General features: G+C 34.1%; 19 protein-coding genes. 5 read left to right on the top strand and 14 right to left on the bottom strand.

Annotated features, from left to right (window positions below):
* Window positions 1-13: 13 nt before the first annotated feature.
* The 5 genes from ACXVYO_RS26165 to ACXVYO_RS26145 all read right to left on the bottom strand — a co-directional run bounded on the left by ACXVYO_RS26165 (window position 14) and on the right by ACXVYO_RS26145 (window position 5,125).
* Window positions 14-382: a DUF3979 family protein gene (locus ACXVYO_RS26165; RefSeq protein ID WP_242241631.1), complete on the bottom strand. Its 369-nt coding sequence runs from the start codon at window positions 380-382 to the stop codon at window positions 14-16.
* 296 nt (window positions 383-678) lie between these two features.
* Window positions 679-984 carry a hypothetical protein gene (locus ACXVYO_RS26160; protein ID WP_060490078.1) on the bottom strand — a complete coding sequence of 102 codons (306 nt, stop codon included), beginning with the start codon at window positions 982-984 and terminating at the stop codon, window positions 679-681.
* A gap of 194 nt (window positions 985-1,178) precedes the next feature.
* Complete coding sequence (locus ACXVYO_RS26155) at window positions 1,179-3,161, bottom strand: HAMP domain-containing methyl-accepting chemotaxis protein (RefSeq protein WP_458469119.1); 1,983 nt, start codon at window positions 3,159-3,161, stop codon at window positions 1,179-1,181.
* A gap of 204 nt (window positions 3,162-3,365) precedes the next feature.
* On the bottom strand, window positions 3,366-4,415 hold the full coding sequence (gene rsgA, locus ACXVYO_RS26150; protein WP_458469117.1) for a ribosome small subunit-dependent GTPase A: 1,050 nt from the start codon (window positions 4,413-4,415) through the stop codon (window positions 3,366-3,368).
* Between the two features lie 182 nt (window positions 4,416-4,597).
* Window positions 4,598-5,125 (bottom strand): DinB family protein, encoded by a 528-nt coding sequence (locus ACXVYO_RS26145; RefSeq protein ID WP_458469115.1) that lies wholly within the window; start codon window positions 5,123-5,125, stop codon window positions 4,598-4,600.
* Window positions 5,126-5,321: 196 nt separating this feature from the next.
* Here ACXVYO_RS26145 and ACXVYO_RS26140 point away from each other — a divergent pair, with 196 nt between their 5' ends.
* Together ACXVYO_RS26140 and ACXVYO_RS26135 are read left to right on the top strand one after the other, a co-directional pair.
* Entirely contained in the window at window positions 5,322-5,669 is a 348-nt protein-coding gene (locus ACXVYO_RS26140; protein WP_061676465.1) for a DUF4257 domain-containing protein, read from the top strand.
* An 84-nt stretch (window positions 5,670-5,753) separates the two neighbouring features.
* A complete protein-coding gene (locus ACXVYO_RS26135) occupies window positions 5,754-5,978 on the top strand; it encodes a hypothetical protein (protein WP_142286529.1) in 225 nt (74 codons plus the stop codon).
* Between the two features lie 384 nt (window positions 5,979-6,362).
* Here the strand turns inward: ACXVYO_RS26135 and ACXVYO_RS26130 are convergent, their stop codons facing one another.
* Window positions 6,363-7,538, bottom strand: a complete 1,176-nt coding sequence (locus ACXVYO_RS26130; RefSeq protein WP_458469113.1) for an MFS transporter — start codon at window positions 7,536-7,538, stop codon at window positions 6,363-6,365.
* Between the two features lie 49 nt (window positions 7,539-7,587).
* Complete coding sequence (locus ACXVYO_RS26125; RefSeq protein ID WP_458469111.1) at window positions 7,588-8,523, bottom strand: aldo/keto reductase; 936 nt, start codon at window positions 8,521-8,523, stop codon at window positions 7,588-7,590.
* 109 nt (window positions 8,524-8,632) lie between these two features.
* Here ACXVYO_RS26125 and ACXVYO_RS26120 point away from each other — a divergent pair, with 109 nt between their 5' ends.
* The gene (locus ACXVYO_RS26120) at window positions 8,633-8,941 is read left to right on the top strand and encodes an ArsR/SmtB family transcription factor (RefSeq protein ID WP_458469109.1); all 309 of its coding nucleotides are present in this window, start codon (window positions 8,633-8,635) and stop codon (window positions 8,939-8,941) included.
* A 39-nt stretch (window positions 8,942-8,980) separates the two neighbouring features.
* Here ACXVYO_RS26120 and ACXVYO_RS26115 read toward each other — a convergent pair whose 3' ends face one another.
* The 3 genes from ACXVYO_RS26115 to ACXVYO_RS26105 form a co-directional block, all read right to left on the bottom strand.
* Window positions 8,981-9,931, bottom strand: coding sequence for a serine protease (locus ACXVYO_RS26115; RefSeq protein ID WP_458469107.1), 951 nt, complete (start codon window positions 9,929-9,931; stop codon window positions 8,981-8,983).
* Window positions 9,932-10,205: 274 nt separating this feature from the next.
* Window positions 10,206-10,493: an AbrB/MazE/SpoVT family DNA-binding domain-containing protein gene (locus ACXVYO_RS26110; RefSeq protein WP_000648284.1), complete on the bottom strand. Its 288-nt coding sequence runs from the start codon at window positions 10,491-10,493 to the stop codon at window positions 10,206-10,208.
* A 115-nt stretch (window positions 10,494-10,608) separates the two neighbouring features.
* Window positions 10,609-12,489, bottom strand: a complete 1,881-nt coding sequence (locus ACXVYO_RS26105; RefSeq protein ID WP_458469105.1) for an FtsX-like permease family protein — start codon at window positions 12,487-12,489, stop codon at window positions 10,609-10,611.
* A 270-nt stretch (window positions 12,490-12,759) separates the two neighbouring features.
* Here ACXVYO_RS26105 and nadE point away from each other — a divergent pair, with 270 nt between their 5' ends.
* Entirely contained in the window at window positions 12,760-13,578 is an 819-nt protein-coding gene (gene nadE / locus ACXVYO_RS26100; RefSeq protein ID WP_458469103.1) for an ammonia-dependent NAD(+) synthetase, read from the top strand.
* Window positions 13,579-13,619: 41 nt separating this feature from the next.
* Here the strand turns inward: nadE and ACXVYO_RS26095 are convergent, their stop codons facing one another.
* From ACXVYO_RS26095 to ACXVYO_RS26080, 4 genes are all read right to left on the bottom strand, one after another.
* Window positions 13,620-14,081 (bottom strand): NUDIX hydrolase, encoded by a 462-nt coding sequence (locus tag ACXVYO_RS26095; RefSeq protein WP_458469101.1) that lies wholly within the window; start codon window positions 14,079-14,081, stop codon window positions 13,620-13,622.
* 30 nt (window positions 14,082-14,111) lie between these two features.
* Window positions 14,112-14,309, bottom strand: coding sequence for a DUF4083 domain-containing protein (locus ACXVYO_RS26090; protein WP_458469099.1), 198 nt, complete (start codon window positions 14,307-14,309; stop codon window positions 14,112-14,114).
* Between the two features lie 102 nt (window positions 14,310-14,411).
* On the bottom strand, window positions 14,412-15,572 hold the full coding sequence (locus tag ACXVYO_RS26085; RefSeq protein WP_458469097.1) for a transglutaminase domain-containing protein: 1,161 nt from the start codon (window positions 15,570-15,572) through the stop codon (window positions 14,412-14,414).
* 146 nt (window positions 15,573-15,718) lie between these two features.
* Complete coding sequence (locus ACXVYO_RS26080) at window positions 15,719-16,471, bottom strand: YwqG family protein (RefSeq protein WP_458469095.1); 753 nt, start codon at window positions 16,469-16,471, stop codon at window positions 15,719-15,721.
* Window positions 16,472-16,695: 224 nt separating this feature from the next.
* On the opposite strand from ACXVYO_RS26080, the gene ACXVYO_RS26075 reads away from it, so the two are divergent.
* Window positions 16,696-16,845 carry a YjcZ family sporulation protein gene (locus tag ACXVYO_RS26075; protein WP_458469093.1) on the top strand — a complete coding sequence of 50 codons (150 nt, stop codon included), beginning with the start codon at window positions 16,696-16,698 and terminating at the stop codon, window positions 16,843-16,845.
* The last annotated feature ends 29 nt before the right edge of the window (window positions 16,846-16,874 follow it).

Genomic DNA, 16,874 nt, shown 5'->3' with positions numbered 1-16,874 from the left:
GCTTCTTTTATGTTCATTCACAATCATCACATACTTCCCAGTATGGCCCCAATTCGAGTGCTAAATATGGCTTTAATTGCAAGCGAATCATCCGACTAGGCATACGTTCTAAAACGAATTGAATCCCTTCTTCCTCTTCGTCTAATTCCACTTTTGAAATCGCAATTCTTTGCATAGTAGAAATAGGCATTCCATCTTTATATAAAGTGATTTTCACCTCATCATATTCATTAAAATACAATTCAACACTCATTTGATTTTTCAACATTTCATCAACAATTTCATATTTATCATTTCGTTCCTGGATTATATATTTCCAGCTGCCTCTACCTTCTTCTTTCGGAGCTGCTTGAAATAATGTCATCAAATCCTCGTATAGCATAAGATAACCCCTCTCTTACTAAAAAACGATGAGTATTTTATATACCCTTTATCTCTATCACTATCCATATGTATTGTACCATATATCGCCGTTCTTACCGTATTCATTTGCTTCAAAACTGCATGTAAAACACCTGATTCTCTTCATTATTATATGAATTATCTCTTATTTCATTTCTTACTATTCTTCTAAAGCTTTCAAATCATATCAAACTTAATGAAATGCTTTCTTTGTCCATCCTCCACTTATTATTTCCTTGCCACAACAAAAAAGAAGAGTGACTTATAACACTCTCCTTAAAAGAATTTCCCAGTAGCTGCTAACGCTAATACTAGTATTAAAATTGTAAATAATAATGACACGATGAAACTAAAAATAGGTAATGCTTTCTTTTCATTCTTCTTAAAGAGTAACTTTAAACTAAGAAAGATGTTTACTGGTACAAGTATAAAATAAAAATATTTAACAATTTGCACCGAACTATTCGAAAGTGTTTTTAAAATAAACACTTCAATTAGAAAAACAATAAAAAATGAAATACTTAACCAAAATGAGACATAACTAAGCCAAGAATGTCTTTTGGTACCCCAATAAACTCCCATAGTAATCTCCTTTATTTGCATTCTATATGATTATAATTATACACAAAGTTAACAAATACCTCTATTTTTCGACAAATACAACACAAAATATTCCTTTAAATATTATAAAGATTCTCTCTATCTCATTTAATATTACATAATAAAAACAGACTACTCCAATAGCATACTGCTAATTGGGAGTAGTCTGTCCTCTGTTAAACTTTAAATCTTTCAATTAACCCTTGTAACTCCTCAGCCATTTGAGATAATGTACCAGCCGCAGAACTAATCTCCTCAATGGACGCTAGTTGTTCTTCTGCTGATGCTGCAACGTTTTGAGTACTCGTCGCATTATTCTGTGCTGTCATTGCAATTTGACCTACTGAAATAGATACTTCATTTGCACCTTTTGACATCCCATTAGCCGTTTCAACCATCGTTTTAATTTGATCTGCAATTTCATTTGTAGATTGTAAAATCTCAGTAAAGTTTTGCTTCGTTTCATTCGCAATAACAAGTCCAGATTGAACTTCTTCATTTACATGACTCATCGATTTTACTGTCTTACTCATGTCTTCTTGTATTTCACATATTAATTTACTAATTTCACTAGAAGATACGCTAGACTTCTCCGCCAATTTACGTACTTCATCTGCAACGATTGCAAATCCTCTTCCATGCTCTCCCGCTCTTGCAGCTTCAATTGCCGCATTCAAAGCTAGAAGATTTGTTTGATCGGCAATATTTTGAATTACTTCTAGTATGTCACCAATTTGTTTTGATTTATTATTTAGTAACTGTATAACTTCATCCGATTGTGAAACAGATTCTGCAATAGACTGCATTTGATTTACTGTTTTTCCTACTAGTTTTCCACCATCTTCTGCTTTTTCACGAGTATGAGCAGAAGCTGTATTAATTGATGATGAACTATTTGCTACATGCTGAATTCCTTCTGTTACATCAAATAGTAACATTGCACCATTTTCCACACTTGTTGTTTGCGTCGTTGCCCCGCTCGATATTTCATCCATTGCCATTGTAATTTGCTCAGTTGCTTCGCTTGCTTGTCTTACACTTGCCGTTAGCTCTTCTGATGCTGCTGCAACATGTCCAGCCGAAGTATTAATTCTTCCAATTAACGTTCGCAATGCATCTGTCATCTCATTGAATCCTTTTGCAAGTTGGCCAATCTCATCATTAGAATGAATTTCGATTGTTTGCGTTAAATCTCCCTCACTTATTTCTTTAGAAGTATTAACTAATCTTTTTAATGGCTTCGTTATAGAAAGTGTCACAAAATAAATAAGTGCTCCGCCTATAACTAATGAAATGAACATAACAATTAACATATTATAAAATACAGGTTGAGCAGCTTCAATTACTTCATTTGAGTACATCGTCCCACCGATTTTCCAACCTGTTTTTACATTTGTAGCAAATACCATTTGCTTTTCGCTACCGTCATACGTATATGAAAAAGCGCCATGATTATCTTCATAAATTTTCTTCGCCCAAGAATCCGCTGCTTTTTCTCCTGATTTTTCTTGAGGATGCGCAATTATTTTTTGTTTCCCATCTAAAATGAAAGCATATCCTTTTTTACCAATATTGATTAACTTTGTTGTTTTTAATAAATTATCTAAACTTAAATCTATCGCTACAACACCGTTTTTATCTTCTGCTTGTTTTGCAATCGTTACGACAATATGTCCATTTCCTTGTGCCTTATACGGCTCAGTAATGACAATACCACCTTGTTTTGCCACTGCATCTTTATACCAAGAACGTTCTGTTGGATCATAGTCTGCTGCCATTTGTATATTGGGTTCTTGCACAAATTTCTTATCATTCCCAGCAACGTATACTTGTTCAACATCTTTATTCAAATTAATATATTGAGATAGCATTTTTCTTAATTCATCTTGATTATCCCCTTGATACATATTACCTTGAATCACCCGTGCAAAATTATTCACATCATTAAATTTTGCATCAATCATTTGATTGATTAAATTATCTAATATTTTTATATTGTCGTGAGCACTGCTCGTAATTTGTGATTCAAAATTCTTTTTAGCCGTTTGATAAGACATGCCTCCGATAATAGAGACAGCCGCAATTAAAATGACAAAAAATGAAATTAGTAGTTTTTTTGCTACTTTCATATCACGAAACCAATTTAATAATCTATCCATTACAAACCTCCTGCTTTTCAATTTCAAAAGTTAAATCTAGTGAATTATAAATATGTCCCATTCCCGAATTATTATTTTCATAACCTATTATGATGAATACTTTGTAAAGTTTAAACAATTAATTTCTCTTTGTCCATATATATGAATAATATTATTATAAAATTTACAAATGCAAAAAACCAAAGGGAACCACCCTTTGGCTTTTTACATTTTTTTATGCTGCTTAGAAATCTTTTTCCACTTATCACGCTCTGCTCTTGCAAGAACAGCATCTTGTTTTCTCATAAAATACGCCAGTTCTCTTTGTAGTTTTTTATAGCTTTGCAAACGATTTATCGTAATAGTTCCGTTATCAATTGCATAATGCACTGCGCAACCTGGCTCATTTTCATGCTTACAGTCCCTAAAACGACACGTTTTTGCTAATTCTTCAATATCAGAAAATGTTGTTTGAATTGCATCGCTACCTTCCCAAAGTTGCAGTTCCCTCATACCCGGAGTATCAATAACTAAACTACCACTCGGTAATCGGAACAATTCACGATGAGTTGTCGTATGCCTTCCTTTACTATCTTCCTCACGAATATCTCCCGTTTTTGCTACTTCAATTCCTATAAGTGCATTTAGCAAAGTCGATTTTCCAACCCCGGATGATCCGACTAGAGCAATTGTTTTCCCAGAAGAAACAAATTGCTGCAATGAGTCTATGCCAGTATGTTCTAAACTATCAACGATGAAGATCGGAACACCAATTGCCACGGCTTCCGTTTCTACAATTTTCTGTTCCACATCTTCACACAAGCTACTCTTTGTTAAAACAATAACAGGCATTGCACCACTTTCATAGGCTAATAGTAAATAACGTTCCATTCTTCTTACGTTAAAATCATGATTAAGTGCATTTACTAAAAATAGATAATCTACATTTGCTGCTATTACTTGTTCTTCCGTTCGAGTACCAGCCTCTTGTCTAGAAAAAGAACTTCTTCTTGGAAAAATACGATGAATAATTGCTTTCTTTTCATTCTCTATTTTCTTTATATACACCCAATCGCCAACCGCTGGATAATCTCCCTTCGTTACTGCTTCATGTCGAAACTTTCCAGACAGCTCTGCCATATATTCACCATCATTACAAATAATTCGATATATATGCTTATGCTCAAGTAAAATACGCCCTACTTCAAAGTTCTCTACAGCTTGTTCCTCAAAAAAAGAATCCCAGCCGAACGATTCTAAAATATTTTGATTCAAATTTATATCCTCCCTAGTTTAAGCTAAGCGGAAGGATCGTGCGCTAACTTATACAGTCTCGCACTTTCCATCCACCTTTGTATTTGGTTTATTATTCATATAAGTTATTTTCGCCATAATACATCACCCCGTTCTCATTTTAATTACTCTCATTATATGGAATATTTATTTAAAAAGCTACTTTATTTAACGTAATTTTCAAATAATTTATTTTTCATCATTCTAATTTGCCCACGGTGATTAATCTCATCTTCTAGCACATGAAACCACAGATAGTGCTGGTTATACGCTACATCGTTAGGCCACTTTCTTTCTGACATAAGCCATTCATCATCTTGTTCACTCAAATACTTCAGAGATTCTTCTCGAACACTTTGTAGAAGTTGTACATAATGCTGTATGTCATGACCACGAATTATTCTCCCTGTTTCCCCTAAATACAGTGCGTCTTCCCATATTTCTAATTCTTCTTTTGTAAAGTCGCGCTCTTGAAATGAAATAAGTTGATGAACTTTTTCTATAGCTGCTATATGTTTTAATAACGCTCCGATGGAATTTCCTCCACTCGGCATAATTAAATCTAATTGCTCAACTGATAGATCTTTTATTTCCTGTAATGTTACAGCCCTCGTATGCTCCAGCATGCTTACTAATTCCCCTATATTTTTTGTATAACCATCCACACTTCTTATTCGATAATCTATATTCATCTCACGCACCCCTTTCTGTATCCAGATTAAGGAATAACCGCTTCATATAATAGACTGAAATATATCAGATTTTTTTGTTATAATTAAATTGAATACGTAATAAACCCAAACAAACTTTCTCAATATGCTTCTATGAAATATTAAAAGGAATCAATATAAAAGAATCGAATCTTATTCACTAAAAGGAGTGGATTCGATGGAAATGTATCAATGGCTAACTGCTGTTCTTGTTGGTGGCATTACTGGTTTCGTTTCCCATCTTATCAATAACCAAGGCAAGTTATTGCTTCCACGCCGTTTGAAAACTTTTTTTCACTTTGGGTTTTTGACTGATATTCTCACTGGTAGTCTAGCTGCACTTCTTGGACTCGTTTTATTCGATGTCACCTTAATAAAAGAAATTATAAAAGTATCCATTGTGACTGCTATTTCTGGTCAGACTTTCTTACTGCACCAAGCGCTTGGTGGTGAGCAAGCTAAAAATACACAGATTGGGAAAGCTGATGAGAAGATTCAAGAAATTGACAAATTATTACGACGTTAGTGTATACTTTCTTTAAAAATTATTGCTATAATAAACAATAAATATTTTCTATTGCGTCGTTTGTCAGAAGAAAGGGTGTTTCGTATGACAAAAAAGAAAATAGAAGATTTCTTAACAAACACTGAAAAAGAGGAACTGCTAGAAAACTATAAATGTTTACGAGAAGCCCGCACAAAAAGCGAAGCTAACTATTTTGGTGAAGCAGTAAACCATCTATTAAATAAAGCAAAACAACGAATTATTAAAGATGCAGGCATACATGATGAAAATGCAGCAACTGTTCAATCAAAGAAAAAAGCACTGTTTTAGTTCATTAGCTAAAACAGTGCTTTTTATTACGCTATTTTTCACATTACTTTCACATCTATTTCACAAATATAAGTAGTCCTATATGATAAACTAAGTATATCCTTTTCCAAGGAACTATATGCCGATTTATAAATCCCTATCTTTATAGGGATTTTTTATTTTTGGATTCCTTATAACTTTGTTATATTACCTTTATATTACTTATCTACTTTCTTTAATTTCTGCACTCAAAGATCCCTTCATGTATTATTACTCTACTAATATTGATTTCATATGTGGTTTCTAAGTGCTATTTTCATTGATAGACTAACCGCACTTCTTACACTCGTTTTATTCGATGTCACCTCAAATAATAGATAAATCCTTTTTTTATTAATACAAGCTTCATGATGCAATTCCTATCTCATGATCTTCATTAAGCTTTTCACTTCTTCTAAACAGAAATAAAGCTACTACATATAGTAACGCAGTAAAACTCCCTACCAATATAAAATTGTGAGATACTGCAAATAACATTCCTGCTATTGCCGCTCCAATCATTTGACCAATATACATGGAAGCATTCGCAAGCGCGGCTCCTGTTCCTCTTGCTACACTAGACATGTTTTGTAAGCGCCTCATCATTAATACAAATAAAATTCCTGTTACAAAAAACAAAACAAAGAACAATAACTCCACCAATACAATGTTCTTTACATGAGGAAGTAATACATATAGCACTGTTGTAAATATAATTCCACCATAGAAAGAAAGGTTATAACCAATTTTATTTACGATTCTAGGGCCAAAAATATTACCAGTTAAATTCCCTAATCCTAATACAAGCATAGCTGTACCTACTTCATGAACTTGTAAGCCAAATTGAATGGAAAGCCATACACCAAAAAATGAAAATGCAGCAAAATTACCAGTTTGAAAAACAAAATATGCAAAATAAGAAAGTGAAACCTTTGAATCTGTAAGTAATTGTTTATAGCGCTTTAAGATGTTTGTTTTACTTCCACCTATATGAGCCGGTTGTATTTCTGGTAATACTACATAGATAAGAACGACAAGTAGTGCTGATAATATACCAATGATGAAGAATGGTGTTGTGTAGTGTATCATTGCCAAATACGATCCAACTGGCAACCCTAAAATTTGAGAGATTGCTAACCCTGCTGTTGCGATTCCAATTGCCTTTACAATTTGCTCCTTCTCTATAAGGAGCGGAATAGATGCCCATACTTGTGGAGATACAAAGGCTGCACTTACACCTGCTAAAAATCTAAATGCTAGCATCCATAGAAAACTCGGTGCCATTCCACATAAAAACGTACTTAACGCAAAACAACTCATTCCTATTACCATTACTTTTTTTCTGTTTAAACCATCTGATATAGGACCAGCAATAAGCGCAAATCCAGCGTATCCTAAAGCATATGAACTCACCATCCATCCTGATAGCTCAGTTGAAACATGATACACCTGTTGCAATATCGGTAAAAGTGGTGAAATTAAGAAAGTATCTGTACCTATCATAAACATGATTGTAAAGAATACAGCTAGTACTCTTTTCATTTAAACCTTCTCCTTTTATATAAAAAGAGGGAAGTACCCCTCTTCTCAACTAAGCTTCTAAAATAGATTCAATCTCTTTCATAACCTTCTCATTCAATGATACTTCCACCGCTCTTACACTTTCTCTTATTTGCTCCGCTCGTTTCCCACCAGGAATAACAGTATCAATTCCTTTTTTGTTTAATAACCATGCTAAAGCTAAATGCGATACTTCGATATTTTTTTCTTTAGCTAAGCCTTTTAACTTTTCAACTTTTTTAAAGTTACTCTTATATGTATTTTCTTCAAATAGATTTACACTTTGACGCCAATCCCCTTCGTTCAATTTAAAATCTTCTGTATATTTTCCACCTAGTATCCCAAAGGCAAGCGGTCCGTATGGAATAAATGAAATACCTGATTCTATACAATATGGCAAAAGGCCTTCCCCAGCAGCACGATCCAACATATTATACGGTGATTGTACAACATCTATTTGTCCGTGCTGATTCGCTTCTTTTAATTGCTCTACGTTTACGTTGGATATTCCAATTGAACGAATTTTCCCTTCTTCTTTTAAGCGAGTAAGCTCTCCAATTGAATCTATGTAACTTGTTTCTGGATTTGTAAAATGTAAATAATATAAATCAATATAATCAGTTTGTAATCTTCTTAAGCTATTTTCCACAGCATTTCTTAAATAGCTTCGTTCATTATTAATATAAACCTCTCCATTTAATAACGGCTGTATTCCACCTTTTGTAGCAAGTACAACTTCATGGCGTTTTCCTTTCAATGCATCTCCTACCAATTCCTCTGATCTACCGAAACCGTATGAATCTGCTGTATCAAAAAATGTAATCCCTTGCTGGATAGCTTCTTCTATTAATCGTTTTCCTTCTTCCTCATTCACATCAGCATATAAATTATGCCCCCCTACAGCGTTTGTTCCTAGCCCCAACTTCGAAATATGTAGTCCTGCCTTTTGTAATTTTGTATACTTCATTTTTTCTCCCCCCTATATTTCTATTGTTCGAATATATTCGAACAATAGAAATATACCACTTTATATGTTATAGTGCAAACTATATGAACTTATACAAGCAGGTGAAAAAATGCGTACTCTCTATCATCCAAACCGAGAAGAAATTCAATTCTCTTCTGTCTTATACGCACTTAGCGATCAAGTTCGTTTACAAATTGTAACTATGTTATTAGAGAAAAACGAACAATCTTGTGGTGCGTTAAACATTCCAATTGCGAAATCAACTTTATCTCACCATTTCAAGGTTTTACGTGAATCCGGTGTTATGTATACACGCCTTGAAGGAACACAGCGCTTCATTTCAATTCGTGAAGATGACTTACATGCTAGATTTCCTGGTTTATTAGACGTCGTATTACATGCGACAGAACCATACTAAAAAACATCTCATAAAATTATGAGATGTTTTTTATATTTACTATTCTTTTAATAAATCTATTAAACCATTCCCTTCAGACGTACGTTCATATCCTAAAGGTACAGTTCTTTTAATAAGTTGTGCATATATTTCTGGCTCTGATAACTTTCTACCATATTCCCTCTCACACTGCTTAATGAGCAATGCGAGCGCTCCAGCAATATGCGGTGTCGCCATAGAAGTACCACTTAATACCGCATATTTCCCTTCAGGATACGTAGATAATATTTCATCGCCTGGTGCCACTAAATCAATTTCTTGATTCGAATTACTAAAACATGCGATTTTCCGTTCTAAATTGACAGCACCGACTTCAATTACTTCTGCGTACGCACCCGGGAAGTCTAGTTCCTCGGTGTTATCATTACAATCACCATTATTCCCAGCAGCACATACGACGAGAACATCTTGCTTTACCGCGTTTTGAATTGCTTCATGTAATTCTGGAACGTCTTGCGGACCACCAAGTGACATTGAAATGACTCTAACTCTTTCTTTATTAGGCCCTCTCCAATTTACAGCATAATGAATCGCCTCAATAATTTGCTCATAACTTCCAGAACCATCTCCCGCTAAAACCTTTAACACTAACATTTTAGCAAGTGGTGCGACTCCTAAAACTCCGACACCATTTTCAGTCGCTGCAATTGTCCCCGCTACATGAGTACCGTGTCCGTTATTATCAAGATAAATATTCGGATCCCCTTCGTAATCTTTCGTGAAATTTCTTCCACCGATAATGCGATCCTTTAAATCTATATGATTCACATCACAACCTGTATCTAATACGGCAACAACAATATCTTTTCCTTTCGCACTCTTCTCCCATACTTGCGGAGCATGAATAAGTTGTACACCTGGTGGAATTTCATTTACTTGTTCAACCACCTTATCTACTGTAAAAGGAATCAATTGTATACCTTTTTGTTTATTTGCTGTACTACTATTCATCGTAATCCCTCCTGAAAATATATTATTTTCATTTCAGACCACTTTTGAAAAGGTTTAAATGTAACATTCGTTTTATTCGTTTCGTTTTCCTTCCTTAAAAATATTTCTCAATAAAGCTTACTAATTTTATACTATTCTTTTATTAACCTCGTAACTTTTAGGGACCAAACATCCGATTGGTACAACCAATAACCAAAATAAAAGGACCATTTTAATGGTCCTTTTATAATTTTTAAAGAATGATATGAAATTTCAAAAATAATATAAATTAAGACTAAGCCTCACTCTTATTTAAAAACTTCTCTATTTCTTTTATTAAATGTTTCGCTCCATCTATACTAACAGTAATGTTTCCATTTGCTAATGATATATTTTGATCTGAAACATCACCTGTTATTTGACAAGCATTGTAAGGTTGATATTTTTGTAAAATGATTTTTTCTTCTTCTACGAAAATTTCAAGTGGTGATTTGATTTGAATTCCTAATACTTCTCGTAACTCTTTAGGAATAACAATTCGTCCTAATTCGTCTACTTTTCGAATAATTCCTGTTGCTTTCATATTACTCCCCCCTTACTTACTATTATTTTTTCCACCTCGCTCTTTCCATTTTATCACTTTTTGGTAATACTTGTCTCTTTTTAGAAAATTTTGTACTCAAGTCAAAATAACACAATTAACGAATACGTAATCTCTCTTTCAATTGTTTTAAATAGCGAGATCGTATCAGTAAGAAATATACAACTTGAATTCCTACGAAAATACTTAATACAATCGCATTTTCTTTAAATAATGAGTACTCAAACATCTGTCCGAGTGCCGTTAACGCTACTGCCCCATGTAATGTTGCAACACCTATTGGAACGAAAAATAAAAGTGCCAATCTGATTGTAACTACTTTCGATAATTCCCCGCTCGTTAAGCCTACTTTTCGAATCATTTCAAACAAACGAGTATCATCCTCTAAATCAGAAAACAAACGGAAGTAAAGGAAACTTCCTGCACATACGAAAAATACTATACCAATGAAGAAGCCTACAAATAAAATTGGTCCTGCGATTTGTAAACTTTGGTTTTGTTCGTACTCTTCTGCACTAAACGTTGCATGTTCTTCATAAGGCTTCATCTGATGCGTAAGTTCTTTACCAACTTCAATTTCATCTTTCTTTCCTTCTGTTTTGTACACATAATCTTTTTCCTCTTTAAAGCCATCTTGTAATGCATCATACTGATTTTTAGAGATTACATAAACGTTACCTCGTAGTATTTTACTTAACGAAGAAGTATTAACTTTTTTCACTTTTAAAGATTCATTCAAATGTGGTAATGTAATTTCTTTTCTTTCTTTCATCGGTGGTCCTGGTATATCGACTGATAAAAATAAAGCTTCTTTATTTGCTACAGTATGAAATGGTTCTCCGGTTAACTTCGCATATTTCTCATAATCTGATTCTTTTATGAAAATAGCACTTCTTAACGACTGCTCCTCCGTTTTTTTCGTTGAAATGTTCGTTTTAGAAGCTGTTATATTATGTTTCTTTAATCCTTCGTCAATCATCTTCAAATGCCGTGATTCATTACTATTTCCTTGCTTAGAATGATACTGAAACGCAATAGGTCTCTCCATAATGCCTTTCGTCATTGATGCGAAACCAACTAATGTGCCTATTGCTGAAAATGCTACAGTTGAAATAATAGTTACAATAAAGAACATTCTTGCGTTGTCTCTCATGCGGTAAGCTAAATCTGATAACGTAATAATATTTGTCTGTGTCCAATAGAAACGTTTACTTTTTTTACATAGTCTAATAATAAAGACACTTAACTGCTTGTACAGCAAATACGTACCAATAATGACTACCGTTGTAACAGGAATCATCATGACAAATACCATTGCACCGTGTGATAGAAGCGCTCCTGCATATCCCGCACTAAGCAATATGACTGCTAATATAGAAGAAATAATAGATGCTTTCGGTTCTGGCTTCGCTTCTGCTGACCCTCTAAACAATTTCATAATTTTATTTTTACGAACCATTCCTGCACTAAATAATGAAATAATCATAAATAATATGAAAAACATAATACTCGTTACAACAATGGCTTTCATTGGTATGTAATAAGCTAAGGAAATATCTAACTTTAATATCATCGGAGCTACAAATATTAATATTCCAGAAAATAGCATTCCTACAAGTATTCCAAAAATAATTGCCCCTATCCCAATCATAATATTTTCAAAGAAGATAAGACGCTTTAATTGATATTTCGTCATACCTAACATCATTAAAATTCCTAATTCACGCTTTCTCGTTTTTAAAAACATTCCCATCGAATATAAAATAAAGAAAAACGTAAATAAGTAAATAATGGACTGTGCAAAAGACATACTTACGAATACATACCGTCCCAATTCTCCAGCGCTTAATGCCGGATGGAACGCAAAAAATGAATACACAAAAAAGGCCATAATTGCAAATGCACTACTTAAAAAATATGCTGAGTATGTTCGTCTATTTCGCGTTACATTCCGGTATGCGAGTTCTCTAATGTTCATATTACTTCTCCGCCCTTCCGCTAACTATGTTCTTATATTAGTAAAATGCAGAAATAGCTTCCATCGATTCAAATGACAAAAACCTTACATTATTGAAAGGTTTCAAAAAAATTGCTTAAATGAAACAGTTTCATTATAATGACTACATTCATATTCATACACGCATCCTATTGTATATTCGTTAGTTTTGCGAAATAATAAAGGATAGAAGTATGTACCAATATACATATAAACTTAATTACCGCTTTAATATGAATAGGAGGAAACATAATGACATTACAAGAACAGATTATGAAAGCATTACATGTTCAGCCTGTAATTAATCCGAAAGCAGAAATCCGTAAACGTGTAGATTTCTTAAAAGATTATGTAAAAAAAACAGGCGCGAAAGGATTTGTACTTGGAATTAGTGGCGGACAAGACTCTACTTTAGCTGGACGTTTAGCTCAGCTTGCAGTAGAGGAAATTCGTAATGAAGGTGGTAACGCAACGTTTATCTCTGTGCGTCTTCCTTATAAAGTGCAAAAAGACGAAGATGATGCGCAATTAGCATTACAATTTATTCAAGCTGACCAATCTGTTGCATTTGATATCGCGACAACAGTTGATACTTTCTCAAATCAATACGAAAACGTATTAGGTGAATCATTAACAGATTTCAATAAAGGTAACGTGAAAGCACGTATCCGTATGGTTACGCAGTACGCAATCGGTGGTCAACAAGGGCTACTTGTGATTGGAACTGATCACGCGGCAGAAGCTGTAACAGGATTCTTTACGAAATTCGGCGATGGTGGTGCAGACCTATTACCATTAACGGGATTAACGAAACGCCAAGGACGCGCTCTATTACAAGAATTAGGTGCAGACGAGCGACTATACTTAAAAATGCCAACAGCTGATTTATTAGATGAAAAACCAGGTCAAGCTGATGAAACAGAGTTAGGTATTACATATGATCAACTAGATGATTATTTAGAAGGTAAAGCAGTTCCAGCTGACGTTGCAGAAAAAATTGAAAAACGTTACGCAGTGAGCGAACATAAAAGACAAGTTCCAGCATCAATGTTTGATAATTGGTGGAAATAAAACATAAAAAAGAAGCTAATCTCATTAGCTTCTTTTTTATGTTAACGATACACCCCTACCCTTTTCTCTAGTAAGTCCTGTAAACAATCCTCATGTTGTTGATTAAACAATGGTGGCATTTTGTTTAGCGGGAAAAACTTTAATTCCAACGTTTCATCACCGTCTATTTTTTGCTCTCCTCCGGCAATTGAGCATGAAAAGAATATTAAAATGGACTGGGCTTTGTCTCCATTTGGATACGCTTGAAAATATTTTGTATACACCCCGAGAAGTTCATTTATTTCTACATCATAGCCTGTTTCTTCTTTTATTTCTCGAATCGCAGTTTCTGCGGCAGATTCTCCGATTTCCATTGCACCGCCAGGAAATCCCCAAGCATTAAAATCACCTCTTTTTTGTAGTAAAACTTCTCCATATTCATTCAACACACAACCACCCGCAAAGTTTATGAGAACACAGTCGTGTCCTACTTTTTCACGTAATTCTTTTATATAATTAGCCATCCTCTTCCCCTTTTCATACATCTTCTATCATTATTTCTTATCTTTTTCAAGCAATTCAATAATTCGCTCTAGCTTCTTATTCATATGAATTACATGTTGTTTTTTTGCAGCGCTGTTTTGCAATAACCTTCTAACAAACAAAGTAAATGATAGGAAAAACAAAACGATAAGTCCGATTACTAAACAAGTATATATCAATGTAAAAATATTACTTTCGAACAGATCCATTCAGACTCCACATCCTTCCTTTTTACATTTTATCACACAATTCTGTTTTTTAAGTGATACATAATAAAAAGAGCACCTTTTACAGATGCTCTTTTTCATTGCTTAATAGGTAAATGTAATTGTCGCTAATGAATAATCTGCCATCGCACTATAAGGTGCTACTTCATAAGATACACGTTTTGCACCTTTTGGCCAATTTATTTCATTTAACACTTTCTTTATATCTTGCATTGTTCCATCCATGGATTGCTTATATCGTACTTCTACCTTCTCTGGCTTAGAAGCGAATTGCTGCTGTAATTTTTTCTTAAATTCACTGTAATTGTCTGCCCCGTATTGTGCAGATAAGTATTTTAAGTTTGTTTCTTTTAACATTTGTTCATATGCAGCAGTCTTTGAGCTACCCGCTTTTATTTTGTTTGTTAATTCACCAAAGTAACTTGTAGTTGCTGCTGGATACTTACTGCGATCCCAGTCATGATCTTTACTTAATTGCTCATCAGACATATTAAAATATGAATATGTTACGCGCCCAGCTTTATCCGGTACTGGATCATCGAATGTCGTATCAAGATGATACCATTTGTTTTCAATGTTCACTATATTCCATGCGTGAGCTTGTCCATTTCCTGTACCTGTTACAATATGATTTTGGATACCCGCTTCTTTTAACAATTCATATGTTAATAACGTATATCCTTGGCAAACGGCAGAGCGATTCGCTAATGCTTCATATGCTGTATACGCTTTATAAGATGTATCATAAGATACATGTTTTACAACGTAATCATGAATCGCTTTTACTTTCTCATGCTCATCCATTCCAGGTTTTACAATTGAACCGATAATTGCTTTTGCCTGAGATTTTACATATTGTGTTTGCTCTTTTGATTCACGGTATTTCACTTGCAGTGTAAACGTATAGTTTCCTGGTAACCCTTTAATAGAATATTTAGTAGAGGCTACATTATATTTTACATACTCATCTGCATCTACAATTTTATTAAACTCACCATACAATTGGTCCATAACATTTCTAGCATTTCTATCTTTCGTTTTATATGTGATTGTAATATTTTCTTCTCGATTATCAACCTGTTTTTTTACTTCTTTTTTGAAATCATTTAATAGCTTTGCATCTGATTGTGTTGTCGCTACAGTCGGATTCGTAGCTGCATAAGATACCGTTGACGCGTGTAAGCCTCCCATTACTATAGTTGAACAAAGCAGGGTCGCTGTCACATACTTACTTGTCTTTCCCATCTCGTCACTCCTTACATTCTATAACTATACGAAAAAAGTATCGTATAGTTTCAGAGTATACAATACTTTTTCGTATAGGTCATATGAGATTATGCATATTTAACATTGTAAAAAGGTTGTTCTTTCTACAAGAACAACCTTCTTCATTAACAAGTTTGTAATACACAACATGTATTTTCAAAACGTCGACTTTTTAAGTCTTCATTTCCAATGCAGAAATAAAGCATCCCTAAATCTCCCCACATCATATTACAATTTTTAGTATCTGAATCAATTTGGAATAGAAGCGTCATTTGCTGCGGGTTTATGTCCATATATTGTCCAGTCTCGTGCAATACCTCATCTTGTACAGAGAATGGCTCACCAAACATTTGATGGTTATCGTAGTTGTCTGGGATTAGTTCTTCAAGCAATTGTAAGAATCGATCTGAATCAGCCTCATCTTCAATGAACAGCTCTGGCAATTTATATGTCAGTTCAAAAGTAGTTGCACACTGGCTATAATTCGTTTGCAATTCATCGGCTCTTCGTAATTGCTCTACAGGAACATCATAATAAAGTACACGTCCCGCTTCAGTTGGGTTCACATCTTCTTCAAAGTAATTTTCAATGCTAAAGAAATATAACATCCCCGTCTTAGGAAGATCATGATCCATACCAATATTTTGTAAATCATTTAAATTAAATTGTGCGATAAACTGTAACGGATTTCCTTTGTGCATTGGGTATTCAAATGAATCTGGTAAATCAGGAACGCCGCCCATTTTCGAACTACCTAACGCTACTGTCTCCTCCTGGTTTGGCACAACTTTCACACAAGGAAATACAGTATGAATAAGTTCCTCTTTCAAATGTGTCAGCCCATATTTACCAATTAATACTTCAATTTTATTTTTCATAAATTCTCCTTACATTTACATACTTATTTGTATCATCGCACAAAGATTATACTCCATTCTTTGCAAAAACGACAAGCCTTCAAAAAAACGGGCTCTTCCTCCATACGCGAACAAGTTAAAAAAAGCATAGTATACATTGTTCCTACAAACACGATAGTTCATTATTTCTTCCAGTACATTTTCCCCTCGTTCATTTTTATTTTTAATTTAAGGAGGAATTCCACATGGGTTACGGATATAGTTGCGGCGGTTACGGTTACGGCGGTAGTTGTGGTGGTGGATGTGGTTATGGAGGTTTCGCTTTATTAATCGTTTTATTTATCCTTCTAATCATCATCGGAGCTAGCTGTTGGGGCGGCTTTGTAAGCTGCTAGTAAATTTAAAAACTATTGTAAAAAAGCAC

The organism is Bacillus sp. BC08 (assembly GCF_054326875.1).
The sequence above is the reverse complement of the archived record's forward strand: the minus strand, read 5'-3'. Positions and strand labels throughout refer to the sequence as shown.